This is a genomic window from Streptomyces sp. NPDC000594, assembly GCF_040299965.1.
Classification (GTDB): Bacteria; Actinomycetota; Actinomycetes; order Streptomycetales; family Streptomycetaceae; genus Streptomyces.
The window spans coordinates 135,605-148,617 of the sequence record NZ_JBEPCY010000013.1; the positions used below are offsets into that span (position 1 = coordinate 135,605).

Genomic DNA, 13,013 nt, shown 5'->3' on the forward strand with positions numbered 1-13,013 from the left:
GTGGCCCGGTCGGGCCACCGCGCGGTTCGGTCACTTCGCGGGGGCGGTCCCCTTCAGGAAGCACGCCGCGAGCGGGATGACGTCGATCTGGTACTCCATCTCGTCCTCCGGTATCCAGTAGCGCTGGCGGAGGCGTTGGGTGGACTCGGCGTCGAGACGGATGACCGTGCTCTGCCTGCTGCCACGGGACGGTGCGGAGATGTGGGTGAGCGTGCCGTTCAGACCAGCGAAGTACTTCGGCCTGATCTCGGCGGTGGTGATCTCGTCACCGACCTTGAGCGCGGACACGCGCATGATCCTCAGGGCCTCCCGTCGCTTCCTGATGACGGGGCGGAGGGTCTCGATGTGGCCGTCGTTCGCCTGCTCGGCGAGGAAGGCGTTGACGGCGTCGGCGGTGGTGGCCATCGCGGTCTCCTTTCGGTGGTGGTCGGGCGTCAGGCCGGGTAGCAGCCGGTTGCGTGCAGGCGGGTCACGGTGTGCTCCTTCTGACCGTCCGGGACGGGCTGGAAGGACGCGAACCGCTGGGTGGACTCCTCGTCGAGGCGTACGGCGGCGTAGACCGTCTTCCGCGGCTGGCGGTCGAGGTGGGTGATCGTGCCCGTCAGCCCGTTGAGCCGGGCGTCCTTGTACTTGTCGAGGCGGACCTTCTGGCCGGGGGCGAGGTTGTCCACACGCTCCGTCTGCAGAGCGCGGCTTCGCTTCTGTGTGGTGTCGTCGAAGCGGTCGAGGTCAGCGTCCGTGGCCGAGTGGCGGACAAAGGTGAGCACGTCGTCGAACGTGATGGTGGTGGCTTCCATGGTCTTCTTTCCGGGGAGTGGCCGGGGCCGGTCTCCCGGCCCCGGCGGCGGGTCAGCCGAGGTCGTTCAGGAACCGGTGCACTTCGGACTCGGTGAGGGGGCGCAGGGTCGGAGGGCGGGTGCCCTGCGTGTCACGCGCGGTCGGGGCGCCAGCTTCGCCGGGGCCTCCGGGGGCACCCGGGCAGTCGTGGGTGAGCAGCAGCGCGGCGAGGAGGTCGGGCGGAAGGAGCACGGTCGTCGGTTCGGGGGCGGCGCGCCGGGTGATGACGACATGCACGGTGATGTGCCGGAGTGTGGTCACGAGAGTCCTCGGTTTCAGTAGTGCGTGGCGTTCGAACCGGGGTTTGCCCTCCCCGTTTCGACATGTATTACTTTACCTTGCTGTCGGTGGTTACGTCAACTCTTCGACCCGGCTGGACATCGAGCGCACCAGTTCGGCCACCCTGACGGCTTCGTCCGTCGAAAGGCCGCTGATGGAGAGCGTCACGGACGCTCCGCCGGCGTCGATGACGGCGGCGACCCAGGGAGACGGCGCGAGCGCGAGGCTGACGGAGGTCTGGCCCCGCATCGGCGTATCCGGTGAGATGGTGGCCCGTCCTGCCACCGGCGAAAGGGTGTAGGCCAGTCTCCGCGCGCTCTCCGCACGGCCCCGCCGCTCCGAATCCCGGGCGGCCACCAGCTCCGCGAGCCGGGCGCGGGCGGTCTCGTACTTCGGCAGCAGCCGCCGTGCGATGTGCTGGGCGACGTGGGCGGGACTGTGGGGGGTGACGCCGATCTCGGGAGAGGAAGGGCGCCGCTTGAGGGAGTAGGTGTCGTGCACCTCCGGGAGGATGGCGCGTACCGCTCCGGGCAGCAGCACGAGGTGCGAGCCGCCGCCGTCGGTCAACTGGTAGCGGCCGGGGTGGGTGGCAGAGGGCTCCGGGCTCCACTGCGGGCCGAGGTCGGAGGCGACGGCGCTGGCGAACTGGAGGCCGGCGGTCGGGCTGGTGTCGGGTTGGCTGGTCACGGCATGGCGCCTCTCGCGGTGAAGGGGGCCGCCCCGGGGTCTCGCGCCCCGGGGCGGCCGTACGGCGGGCCTACTCGCCCGTACGGGAGGCTGCGGACCGCTCTTCGTCGGAGAAGGTGAACTCTCCGGTGCGGGTGCCGCGCGCGATCATGTGGCCCGTCGCGGTGAGGGTGTCCTGCGTCCGGCTCGTGTCGAAGCTCATCGTGGTCGCCCGGGAGACGCCCAGACCTCCCGCGACTTCGAAGGCGTCCTGGTTGGCCCCGAGGAACAGGGTCGTCCAGCCCCGGCCCGCGACTCCGTCGAGAAGGTGACGGACCAGTCCCGGTTCATACTGCCTGGACACGTTGTCCTTGCCGTCGGTGAGGATCACGAGGATGACCTCGGACGGCCTCTCGGAGGGCGGCAGCTTGCCGATGCGGCTCTCCTCCTTCCATACCGTGGTGCCGATGGCGTCCATGAGGGCGGTCATCCCGCGCGGCTGGAAGGAGAAGGCGGGGATCTCCGTCAGCGGCTTGCCGCTGTAGACGGTTTCGACCTCGTCGTCGAACTGGACGAGGGTCACGGTGGTGCCCTCGCGGTTCACCTGGCGCTGCTCGTCGAGCAGGGCGTTCAGACCGCCCTCGGTGTCCTCGCGGACCCGGTTCATGCTGCCCGAGCGGTCGAGGATGACGATGATGTGGCGACGGTCGGGGGTAGACATGCGGACTCCTTGATCGGGGTGTTCATGGTGCTCGGACCGGGGTTTGCCCTCCCCGTTCCGACGTGTACTAATTTACCCGCTCTGGTGATGCGTGTCAACTCGGAGTTCCCTGCGCCACAGCCTCTCTTCGGCGCGCTTCGCCTCCCGGCGGTTCCAGCGATGCGTACAACGCCGCCTGACAGCGCTGGCGGGGCCCGGCTGCCTCTCATCGGGCCAAACCGGCGTGATGCGGTAGTTCAGAACAGCCATGTACCCTCCTTCCGGGCGCTGCGGCTTCGCCGCCGGGCCCTACGGCTTCGTCGCGTCCGGGGCGGCGGGGGCAGGCTCGTTCCGGCACTTGTGATGAAAGATGCTCTTCCGGGTGGCCAGCACGCCCACGAGTCCGGCGGCGGAGATGCGCACGCCGCAGGCGCAGTCGAGTTCCGCGTACGGCGGGGTCGAGGGCTGGCGCCGCCCCCAGAAGCGGGGGAAGCGCCGCTCGGCCGGACGGGCGGACACGGCGGCCGCCTCGGGCAGGGCGCTCACCGCTCACCTCCGGAAAGGCTGCGGGGGCGGTCGAAGAGGGGCTGGACCTCGGTGAGCGCCATCAGCTTGCAGCCCAACCGAACAGGAGCCACGCCGGGCAACCGCCGACCGGGTGCAGCGGCAGGGCGCCGGCCGGACCCCACTTGTTCCGGATGCGGCCGTCGTCCAGGTCGAGCAGCCTCTCCACGCGAAGGCGCGCGTCCCCCTCCTCCCTCGGCGGTTCGTCGATGAGCGTGACCTCCTGCTTCATTCCGATCGTGCCGGAGTACGAATGGGCACCGTACTCACGCTGCGCTTCCGCCACCGCTTCGCGGAACGCCGCGTCGAGCGTTGGCCCGGTTGCGACTTGACTGAAGGGACGGCCTGCCATGGGGATCTCCTTGAGCTCGTTGGTCGTGGTGGTCGCCGCGAGGCTTGCCCTCCCCGTTTCGACATTCATTATTCTACCATACTTGGGTGGGGTTCACACTCCCGGGGCCAAGGTCGGACGGCGGCGCCGGGGGCGTCCCCAGAGCCTCAGCACGGTCCGGTAGGCCAAGCCGGGGGCACCCCCCTCGCAGAGCTTCTGGTACGCGGTGCGGCGGGCAGCGTCCTCCCTGGCCTGACCGGTGAAGTCCTGGGCGATGGCGAGCGCGTACCCCTGGTACACGGCACCGAGCATTGCGTCCGACAGGTCGCTCAGGACGGCTTCTTCCGTGACCTCGTCCCGCCGGGCCGCGCGGTGGACGAGTGCGGCAACGTCGTTCACGGCCTGGCTCTGGGCCTCGGCAGGGATGACGTGGTCGGTGACGGTGGCGGACTGCTGCGGCTTCATCTGTCTTCTCCAGTTGGTCGTACGGGTTGGTCGGGTGCGGCGGGATGTTCCCCCGGGCCTCTGCCCGCGGACCGTTTCTTTCCCGCCTTCCCTGCGCTTGTAGATGTCGGGGGACGGGGGACGGAGTGCAGGGGAGGCAGGGAGTACCGCAGCCGGTAGAGCGACGAAGGAGCGGGCCGGCGAGGACACGCACCGAACGACCTTGCACGCAGCCCCCCGACCCCCAAAATCGAAAAGCAGGGAAGGCGAAACCCCGTACGGGCCGGAGCGCAGCGCAGGACCGTACGCGACAGAACGGCCCCGGCAGCGCCGGGGTCCGCTACTCCTCCTCGGTCGCCGAGGCGAGCAGTCCTCCCAATTGGATCTTGACGAGCTGGAGGGCGGCCTTCGTGTCGTCCAGAGAGGTGGAGAGCAGGTCGGAGTGCTCGTTGGTCGCGACCTGGAGGGTGGTGAACCGCTGGTAGAGCTTCTGCGCCTCTGCGACCTTCCCATTCCGCTGGGCGGCGGCGATGTCACGGGCAAGCTCGTCCAGCTCGTCCTTCGCCTTGGTGGTGAAGGCCGTGATGATCATTTCGCGCATCTCCTCCTGGTCCGGGAGGGGGACTCGGACGAAATGGCTGCCCTGGCCGAAGCGGCCGACGAGTTCTCTGAGCGCGCCGAGCACTTGGGCGTGCTGCCGGTGGACGAAGTAGACGCCTCCGGTAGGCCGGACCCGAATGGCGTTGAGGTTCTCGACGTACTGGCGGACCACCGAACGGAGCCGGTCGCTGGTCAGGTAGGTGCACCGCCGGCTGAAGGAGTCAGCCACCTCGGCGAGCATCTGACGGACGGTGGCCTGCTCAGCCTCGGGGAGACGGGCGATGGCGGACCGGTTCTCTTCGACCGTCAGCGTGCCGGCCCCTTCGGCACTGCCTTCGGAGTTGTCGCGGTCGAAGGTGCAGATGGCGATGCGGGTGTCGTACTCAAGGTTCGACCGCTCTTCGTCCCGGATCTCCCGTACGACGTGGCGGACGATCTGGCCTCCGTCCCGCCGGACGGGGCGCACCATCAGGGTGACCGTCGTGACGTACTCATTCCGACCGCGGCGCCGGCCGTACTTGCTGGCCGGACCGATGGCGCTCGGATCGTCCAGGGGGTAGCTCATCTTGACGCCGTTGGGTCCGGTGACGCGTTCGTAGGCGTCGGTGTGCCGCAGGGGGGGCGGCAGGAGGGATTCGTCCAGGTCAAGCTCGGCGAACCATCTGGCCAGGTCGTCCCGCGTGACCTGGCCATCGAAGACGCTGTAGAGCACGAGGTGACCGAGGAGGGGCGCCTTGTCGCTCCCCATGGCCTCGGCGTAGGCGTCGAAGGTGGCGTCGCCGGTCCTGAGCTCCGGACCCGGGGTATCGGGCGGGGGTGTGGACATGCGTTGCGGCTCCTTTGCGAAAACGGACGTTTGGGTACTCGACGGCGGGACTTGCCCGCCGCTCTCAGATGAGACGGAAGAGGTCGGCTGCGGCCCGCGGGTCCGCGAGGTCGGTGAGATTGCGAAGGTTGTCGCAGAGCGCGTCGAGCACGGATCCCGTGCCGGTCGAGGCACCGTTCCCGATGGCGATGCCGAAGGTGCGGAAGTCCAGCTGCCGCTTGGCCTCGTTCCAGCGGTGCATCCACTCCTCGCTGACCTCGCACTCTCCGTCGGTGATGAACACGATGTCGCCCCGGGCCCGGCCGGCCTCGTTGAACTCCTTCTCCAGGAGGTCCGCCGCTGCAGTGAGCGGGGTCTCGAAGTCTGTTCCGCCGGCGAAGAAGGTCTCGGCGAAGTCGATGACATCGCTGATCGGGGGCACGGTGGCGGCGGGGAAGCGGTGGACGCTGCGTTCGGTCGCGGAACCGAAAAGGATGCCGACGAAGTCGCGTTTGGACTGCCGGGCCTGGTCAAGGAGTGCGAGGGCGCAGGCTTTGGCCCATGCCTCCCCGGTGGTGCCGTCGGCGCCGAGGGGGAGTTCCATGGAGTAGGAGGTGTCGATGCAGGCGATGATCGCGCCCTGGCCGGTGTTCTGTTCTCCCCGGCTGTCGTAGAGCATGAGGCCGGCCTCGGCGTACCGGGCGGCGAAGACGGCCCGCAGGGCGGGGACGGCGAGGTTGGGGAGTTCGGAGGGGACGAGGCGGGAGAGGTCGTCGCCCAGGGTGATCCCGACGAGTTCGCCCGGCGCGTGTTCGACCCTGCGGGCCCGTTCGCCGACGGCCATGATCCGGAACCGGCCGATGAGGTCGGCGAAGTCGCCGAGGCGGCTGGTGCGGAGGCGTTCGGCGAGCCGGGCCCGTTCCTCGAACGGCATCCGCTCCAGCCGGCCGGGGTCCAGGCCCCAGGCCCGCATCAGGGCGTCCTCCTCCCGGGCCGCCTCGGCGGCCCGGGCTGTCGCGCGGCGGATCGCCGTCCGGATGGCCGGAGTGACGGCGCCGAGGGCCTGCGCGGCCGTCTGCTCGGCCCCGCGGGCCGCTTCGTCCGCGTGCTCAGCTCCCTCGATCGACTGGTCCACGGCGGCGGCCGACCCGTGGGGGACGGTGCCCTTCGCGTCCTCCGCTTCACCGGCCCGTGCCAGCGCCTCAGCCACGGCCTGGGCGGCGGAGACGGCGTCCTGCTGGGCGTCCCGGGCCTCCTGCCCCTTCTCCTGGGCCTCCCGGGTCTGTTCGAGCAGACGCCGCAGGGCCTCGGCCTGAGCGAGGACCGCCATGGCGGCGGCGTACGGGTCGCCTGCGGTCTCGCGGTGGAGTTCCTCGTACTCGGGGCTGGTGAGCATCGACTCGACGACCTGGTGGTTGACCAGACGGGAGGGGTCCATGTCCGTGCGGCCGCGCAGACGCGGTGCCGCCTTGAACGCCGCGAGGAACAGATCGCGGATCAGATCCGTGGTGTGGTCGAACCGGTCGGCGAGTTCGTCCGCCAGGTCACGGAGGGCGGGGGCCTGGTCGTAGGTCTCGCGCCAGGTCATGTCGTCGAACCGGTCGGACACGACCGCGGTGGTGGCGCGGGCCGGCGGCTGCGCGAGCCCGAGCCACCGTCCGGCCCGCGCGGCCAGGTCCTTGAGCTTGGTGAGCGTCTTGCCCACGATGTCCTCCCTCTTCCCCGGTCCCGGTCAGACCTGGGCCTGGATCACCGAGGCGTCCAAGCCGAGGGCCTCGGTCAGCACACGGGAATGGACGGCCTTCTGCCGGGCGATGACACGGTCGATGGACACCGTCGACCGGCCGGCCGCCTGCGCGTCCGAACGGAGCTGGGCGAGCTTCTTCCCGGCGCGGCTGAGCTTGGCGTTGGCCTCCTTGATTGCCCAGTCCGACAGAGCCTCGCGGGACTGGCCCGCCTTGGCGTCGAGTTCGGCGCCCAGTTCCTCGATCGCGTCGGCGATGTCCAGCGCTTCGCGCGCATCAGGGTTCACCATCTGCAGGACCTCCCGCTCCACGGCCGGCCGCTGGGCGGGGGAGTCCCACAGGACGTGTGTGAGCAGCGCGAGGTCGTTCTCGGCGACCTCCGCCCGGCCGTCGAGGAGCGCGGATGCCTGGAGCAGCCGTACGGAGATTCGCCAGCGCCGGTCGGAGGCGATGATCTCCCGGTGGCGCAGGGCGGCCCGCAGGGTGCACAGGGCATCCAGGATCATGTCAGGGACGCCCACTCCCGGCACCCCGGCGGATACGGCGTGCTGCAGTTCGGTGAGAGTGACCGTGGTGCGCCCGGCCGCCGTCGGCTGCTCTACTGCGGAGCGGACGAGGGCGGCGAAGTTGCTCGGGTCGGTCAGGTAGTCGACTTCCAGCCGGACCAGGAGCCGGTCGTAGATCGCCACACTGTCCTCACCGGAGGGCAGCTCGTTGGAGGCGGTGATGGCGCTGATCAGCGGGCACCGGATCGGCGCTCCGCCGTTCTCCGGGTGGTAGATCCGCTCGTTCAGGAAGCCCAGGGTCTCGTTGAGCGCGGCCGTGGAGCACTTGAAGATCTCGTCGATGAAGGCGATGTGCGCGGTCGTGGCCCGGCCCTCGAACACCTGCCGGTACTCGCCCCGGCTCAGGGCGGCGACGTCGATCGGGCCGAACATCCGGGTGGGGGCGGTGAACTTCGACAGGAGGATCTCCCAGAGGTTCGCCCCCTCGACCCGGGAGGTCAGCTCCCGCGCCAGCTCCGACTTCGCCGTACCCGGGGGGCCCAGCAGCAGAGCGTGCTGCCCGGCGAGCATCGTCGCGACCAAGGTCCGGACGACATCCTCCCGCTCGTAGAAGGCGGCGGACAGCTCCTCCACCACCGCCCGCAGACGGCCGGCGGTCTCCACCGCGCCCTTGTCAATGCCTGATGCCACCGTCATTCCAACCTCCCAGATACACAACCCACTTGGACTCCACAGCGTAGCGAACGTGGATGCAAAAACGTGCGTTTTCGCATTCTTACGTGGCGCTGTCCAGACGGGGAGGCCCCTCCGTTCCGGCTGGTTTCCCCGTGGGGGAGACTGGGGGTGCCCGGTGGCCCTCCACGCGTCCGGCCGATGCTGCCGCCACCGGGCACTTCACCCGATCGCGTCAGCCGCCCGCATGCCCACGCGTAGTTGCCGGCGCACGGTGAGCACGTTGACAGGAATCGCGATCAGCGCGACACCGGCCGCAGTGGCAGCACCAGCTCCTTGAAGTTCCCCAGCGGAATCGTCCCGGATCCTGACCGCCGGCAAACGTCCTTGTCGTAGGAGGGATCGTGGCGTGGCCCGCCAGGAACGGCCGAGCGGATGTGCGCCACCGCCGCCCCGGGGGACGGCAGCCCATCGATGAACACGACGACCGGAGTGTCGCAGCTGGGGAAGGCACAGTGCACGGAGGCTCCGAAGAGCAGCCGCTCAGTACGGGCAGTGGGTCTCTTCGGCGTCTTGGGCTTCGGCATGAACGGCGTTCCTGGTCGGGTGGGCGCGGCTCGGTCAGACGCTGTCGCTTCCGGCACTCCGAGCGCTGGTGTAGTGCTCGCGGACCTTCTGCAGGGCCGACCACAGCCGGGTCGCCGGATAGCTGTCCGCGGCGCCGAGGTCTTCCCGGGAGACGTCGAGGAGGAGCGTGAGCTGGTCGCCGGGGATGCCGTCCGACGCCCGGGCCGCCGTCTGGAGCGCGGCGTGGAGTGCGGTTCGGTGCTCGGTGGGCCTGATCTCTGCGAGTCGGCCCGCAGTGATGTCCATGCGGGCCGCGGCCCCGGTCAGCGCGGCGCGGAGGTCGGCAGGGATCCGCTGGTGCGCGGCGTCGTCGAGCAGCGGGAGCGGCACCCAGATGCTTTCGGCCCGGATGATCGAGCGGACTGCCGCGTCGTCGCTGGTGTGGCGTCCGGGGCCGGGGGCGGTGGTGCGCCGCCGGTGGGTGGCGGTCCACCGGCCGCTCGGCTTGCCCTGGTGGAGGTGTGGGGTGATGGCCCCGACCGGGGTGTCGTCGGCGAGGACGAGGTGGCCGCCTTTGTGGTCGGGGTCGGGGCGGCGGGTCCAGCGCCGGCCGTCGTGTTCGCCCACCTCGACGGTGTCAGGGTGGTCCGGCTGTTCGGTGCGCGGGGCGGGAAGGCCGGGGGACGGGGAGGGGGGGCGGACGGAGGCGAGCGCGGTGGCGAGGCGAGTGGCCTCCGGTCCGAGCGCGCGCACCTGGGCCCCGGTCAAGAGGGTGAGGTCGTCGTCGTGGGGGGCGCGGGTGGCGAGCCGGAGGGCCGCCTCCCGTACGGGCACCGGCGCAGTCGTGGCGGCAGCGAGCGGCACGGCGGCGCGGGCGATGGTGGTGGCCTGCTGCGCGTCGAGAGCCGTCCACCACCCCGGGCGCCCTGCCGACGACTGAGGCACCTGCCGCAGCACGGCGCGGATGGCCGCCTTCGCGGCGTCGCCGCGCTCGCCGAAGTACCGGCCTCGCTTGGGGCGCACGGGAAAGGCGTTGCCGTCGGCGCTCCAGCCGAGATCGGAGGAGTCGTCTGCTGCGAGGGCATGGCGCTGGACATTGCCGGTGCGCTGACCGTCGCGCAGCAGGGTCCACAGGTGGTGGTGGCTGGCGCTGCGGGCGAGGGCCCAGCCGGAGCCACCGTGCTCACCGAGGTCTTCGATCCGGTCGTACATCGGCCCGCGGGCGGGCGCGGTGTCCTCGTGCGGCGCGTGTTCATCGTGGGCCCCGCTCTCCGGGGCGCCGACGGCGGCGTCGGTGGTCCCGTCGCCGGGGGCGGGTTCTTGGGCGGTGGGGGCGGGGGCTGTTGCGGTCCCTTCGGTGTCCGGGGCGGGCTCCGCCCCGGACACGGGCGAGCCGGCCGTGTAGTGGGCGCGGATCATCTGGAGATACCCGTACAGGTTCGGCGCGGCAGTCCCGGGGAAGTCGGCCGGAGCGGCGTCGAGCAGGATGTTGAGGCTGGTGCCGCGGATGCGCCCGGTGGTTGTCCGGGCGAAGTCCTTGAGTGCGGCCAGGAGCGCCTTCTTGTACGCGGCGGGTTCCACTCCGGCGAGGGGGTCCTTGCGGCGCCGGCGGCCGAGGAGCTGCTGGACCTCGCCGAGGGCGGCGCTGCGGGGCCCGCGCGGCATGGTCTGGTACGCGCTGTCGTCCAGCGGCGGGAGCGGCACCCACTCCTGCTCGGCCGTGAGGATGGCGTGGGCGCCGGACTCGACGCCGGGGAAGTGGCTGCCGCCGGTGGAGGAGGGCAGGATGCGGCGCCGGTGCGCGGCCGTCCACTGCTGCTGGCCCCGGGCGCTCCCGCGGGGGGTAAGGGTCCCGACGGGGGCGCCGTCGGCCAGGACGAGGTATCCGCCCTCGTGGTCGGGGTCGGGGACGAGCTGGCAGCGGATACCGAGCATCGTGGTCAGTTCGGTGAGTTCGACGAGTTCGGTCGGTCCTGACGGGGGCCCGGCGGGCGGAGTGTTGGCCGCAGGTGCGGGGTCCGGGAGGGGGAGGGGCTGGGCGGCGCTCAGGGGCTGGAGCGCGGCTAGAAGGTCGCGGGCGTGCCGGGTGCGGCCGAGCGTCCGCGCATCGAGGCCGGCGAGCAGGGGGAGGTCGCCAGCCTGGGGTGCCCGGGTGGCGGTGCGCAGGGCGGCGGCCCGGTTCGTGTCCGCGAGGCGGCCGAAGGCGCTGCCGTCGTCGGGCCGGGCGGTGATGAGCGGGATGAGCGTGGCGACGAGCTGGGCCGCGGCGTCGTCATCCAGGGCGGCCCAGTCGGCGGGCGGCAGGGGGGCGGTGCGCTCGGGAGTGCGCCGGACGGCGGAGTCGATGACGGCGTTGGCGGCGGCATCGCGGCTGGGCCAGTGCCGGCCTCCGCGCAGCACGGGCACGGTGAAGAATCCGTGCTTGGCGGACCACCCGAGCAAGGAGCCACGCCCGGTGATCGCGCGCTCCGGCTCGACCGTGCCGACGTGCTCCGCGTCGCGGAGAACACTCCAGGTGTCACCGCGGTCGGCGTAGCGGACGAGGGTCCAGCCGGACCCGTGCCGGATGCCGAGATCGACGAGCGCGACGACCGAGGTGTCCCTCTCCTCTTCACCATCGTCGTCGGTGCCGGTGGAGTCGACCGGGGCGTCGTCCTGGTCCCGGGGGCCTGCTGGGCGGCCAGCGGCGTCGGCGAGGTCGCGCCGTATGGCGTCGAGAGCGTTGAGGTGCTCGGCCCTCTGCCGGGCGATCTGCTCGTCGTGCGCGGCCCGTACCTCGGTGAGCTGCCGGTCGAGCCGGTCGGCCCGGGCCGTCTGCTGCTCCGCCTGGCCCGCGAGCTCCTGGGCCCGGGCGGTGGCCGCCGCCAGCTTCCCGTCGGCGGTACGGAGTTCCTTCTCCAGCTCGGCGTGCCGCTCGGTGAGCGCGGCGTACTGGGGACGCAGGGCGTTCAGTTCGCCCTCCAGCCGCCCGGCCCGGTCGACTAGGACAGTGTGCCGCTCGGTGAGGCTGGTGTGCGCGGTCTCCAGGGCCTGGTGGCGGTCGGTGAGTTGGTCGTGGGCCCCGATGAGTTCCTGGTGGCGGCCGAGGAGGGCCTGGTGCTGGGCGGCGAGTTGATCGAGCGCGGTCCGGGCGGCGCAGGCAGCGGTGTCCGCGGCGGCGGCTTCCTTGAGCGCGGTGGCGGCCTCCCGGGTGGCGGCCTGCCGCTCGGCCTCGGACTCGATGGCTGCTCGGTCGCTGGCCTCGGCCGTACGGCGGGCGGTGTCGGCGGCCAGGAGGGCGTGGTCGCGTTCAGCGGCGGCGTCCCGGACGCGTTCGGCGGCCGCGGTCTCCACGGCGGCGAGGTGGGCGTCGACCGTGTCGGTGTCGGCGGCGGCCTCCTGAGCGGCGGTGATGGTGTCCACGGCGGCGAGGAGGCGGGGGAGGAGCGCGGTGAGGACGCCGGTCTCGCGGGTGCGGCGGGTCAGGAGCTCGGGGAGCGGGTCGCGCTCGGCGGCGGCGCTGTCCTGTGCCGCGCGGGCTTCCGCTTCTGCTTTGCGTTTGTCCCGGGCCCGGTAGGCGCGCTGTTTGTCGGCTGGATTGTTGTGGGCAGGACAAAAAGCGGACGGGCGGCCGGGCTTCCCCTGCCGCGGGAGCTCGCGCTCCTTGGTGCACCCCTCGAAGAGACAGTCGTCGGCGACGCCGTAACCCGCCTGCCGGTACTTCCGCTCGGTCCACGTGTCGGGGCCGCCGGCCCCGCCCGTCGTCTGCTCGTCCGCCACGCCCACGCCTTCTCCCCTGAGTTGCTGCCGCAGAGGCTAGCGGTCCGGCGGGAGCGGCACGGCGTTCTCCGGCCGTTCCGGCGGGCCGGGGTCCGGCCGCACGTCCTCGTCGGAGCCGGCCCGGGCCCCGAGGGGGGTAGTCGCGCGCCGTCCGGCCGCTGATCTGCGGTTTCACTGACCCTAGTCGCCCCCTCATTCTTTTTCAATTCAACTCACACATGATTAACGTTGAGATTAAATATATGAGTAAGAACCTGCGTTGACCTGCATAGATTCACTGTGCGGCGATCTGAGACGTGATGAAGATTCCCGGCGCGAAGGGGCGCGTGAGGGAGCATCGAGCGCTCAGAGAGCCCCTCGCGCGGCGGAGTGTTTCGGACGGGGGCGGGTTCCGGCCGGATTCGGCGGGTGGCGAAGGGGTCGCCCGGGTGGGCGCGTTGGGCTGCGCGCGGTTCCTGATTCCGGATACGCTTCCCTTAGCTGGAATCAGAAACCGGCGCGGACATGACAACGAATCCGGGGGAGTCCGGGGACCAGG

At 71.2% G+C, this 13,013-nt stretch carries 13 protein-coding genes; all 13 read right to left on the reverse strand.

Annotated elements, in window-relative coordinates; all coding sequences use genetic code 11:
- Positions 1-30: 30 nt before the first annotated feature.
- Positions 31-405, reverse strand: a complete 375-nt coding sequence (locus ABT354_RS20025; RefSeq protein WP_351495545.1) for a hypothetical protein — start codon at positions 403-405, stop codon at positions 31-33.
- Positions 406-434: 29 nt separating this feature from the next.
- Positions 435-797: a hypothetical protein gene (locus ABT354_RS20030; protein WP_351495547.1), complete on the reverse strand. Its 363-nt coding sequence runs from the start codon at positions 795-797 to the stop codon at positions 435-437.
- A 52-nt stretch (positions 798-849) separates the two neighbouring features.
- Positions 850-1,098 (reverse strand): hypothetical protein, encoded by a 249-nt coding sequence (locus ABT354_RS20035; protein WP_351495549.1) that lies wholly within the window; start codon positions 1,096-1,098, stop codon positions 850-852.
- 90 nt (positions 1,099-1,188) lie between these two features.
- The gene (locus ABT354_RS20040; protein WP_351495551.1) at positions 1,189-1,803 is read right to left on the reverse strand and encodes a hypothetical protein; all 615 of its coding nucleotides are present in this window, start codon (positions 1,801-1,803) and stop codon (positions 1,189-1,191) included.
- A 70-nt stretch (positions 1,804-1,873) separates the two neighbouring features.
- Positions 1,874-2,503: a vWA domain-containing protein gene (locus ABT354_RS20045; RefSeq protein WP_351495553.1), complete on the reverse strand. Its 630-nt coding sequence runs from the start codon at positions 2,501-2,503 to the stop codon at positions 1,874-1,876.
- A 288-nt stretch (positions 2,504-2,791) separates the two neighbouring features.
- Entirely contained in the window at positions 2,792-3,028 is a 237-nt protein-coding gene (locus ABT354_RS20050; RefSeq protein ID WP_351495555.1) for a hypothetical protein, read from the reverse strand.
- Between the two features lie 61 nt (positions 3,029-3,089).
- On the reverse strand, positions 3,090-3,467 hold the full coding sequence (locus tag ABT354_RS20055) for a hypothetical protein (protein ID WP_351495557.1): 378 nt from the start codon (positions 3,465-3,467) through the stop codon (positions 3,090-3,092).
- Positions 3,468-3,491: 24 nt separating this feature from the next.
- On the reverse strand, positions 3,492-3,842 hold the full coding sequence (locus tag ABT354_RS20060; protein WP_351495559.1) for a hypothetical protein: 351 nt from the start codon (positions 3,840-3,842) through the stop codon (positions 3,492-3,494).
- Positions 3,843-4,161: 319 nt separating this feature from the next.
- Positions 4,162-5,247, reverse strand: a complete 1,086-nt coding sequence (locus tag ABT354_RS20065; RefSeq protein ID WP_351495561.1) for a DUF6744 family protein — start codon at positions 5,245-5,247, stop codon at positions 4,162-4,164.
- Positions 5,248-5,311: 64 nt separating this feature from the next.
- Complete coding sequence (locus ABT354_RS20070) at positions 5,312-6,931, reverse strand: vWA domain-containing protein (RefSeq protein WP_351495563.1); 1,620 nt, start codon at positions 6,929-6,931, stop codon at positions 5,312-5,314.
- Positions 6,932-6,958: 27 nt separating this feature from the next.
- Positions 6,959-8,173 carry an AAA family ATPase gene (locus ABT354_RS20075; protein WP_351495565.1) on the reverse strand — a complete coding sequence of 405 codons (1,215 nt, stop codon included), beginning with the start codon at positions 8,171-8,173 and terminating at the stop codon, positions 6,959-6,961.
- A 275-nt stretch (positions 8,174-8,448) separates the two neighbouring features.
- Entirely contained in the window at positions 8,449-8,736 is a 288-nt protein-coding gene (locus ABT354_RS20080) for a hypothetical protein (protein WP_351495567.1), read from the reverse strand.
- A gap of 34 nt (positions 8,737-8,770) precedes the next feature.
- Positions 8,771-12,475 carry a coiled-coil domain-containing protein gene (locus tag ABT354_RS20085; protein WP_351495569.1) on the reverse strand — a complete coding sequence of 1,235 codons (3,705 nt, stop codon included), beginning with the start codon at positions 12,473-12,475 and terminating at the stop codon, positions 8,771-8,773.
- Between the last annotated feature and the right edge of the window lie 538 nt (positions 12,476-13,013).

Bases quoted from the DNA above. Each gene is read 5' to 3' on its own strand.
- ABT354_RS20025 (WP_351495545.1), bottom strand. From the start codon at position 405: ATGGCCACCACCGCCGACGCCGTCAACGCCTTCCTCGCCGAGCAGGCG.
- ABT354_RS20030 (WP_351495547.1), bottom strand. From the start codon at position 797: ATGGAAGCCACCACCATCACGTTCGACGACGTGCTCACCTTTGTCCGC.
- ABT354_RS20045 (WP_351495553.1), bottom strand. From the start codon at position 2,503: ATGTCTACCCCCGACCGTCGCCACATCATCGTCATCCTCGACCGCTCG.
- ABT354_RS20055 (WP_351495557.1), bottom strand. From the start codon at position 3,467: ATGAATGTCGAAACGGGGAGGGCAAGCCTCGCGGCGACCACCACGACC.
- ABT354_RS20060 (WP_351495559.1), bottom strand. From the start codon at position 3,842: ATGAAGCCGCAGCAGTCCGCCACCGTCACCGACCACGTCATCCCTGCC.
- ABT354_RS20065 (WP_351495561.1), bottom strand. From the start codon at position 5,247: ATGTCCACACCCCCGCCCGATACCCCGGGTCCGGAGCTCAGGACCGGC.
- ABT354_RS20075 (WP_351495565.1), bottom strand. From the start codon at position 8,173: ATGACGGTGGCATCAGGCATTGACAAGGGCGCGGTGGAGACCGCCGGC.
- ABT354_RS20080 (WP_351495567.1), bottom strand. From the start codon at position 8,736: ATGCCGAAGCCCAAGACGCCGAAGAGACCCACTGCCCGTACTGAGCGG.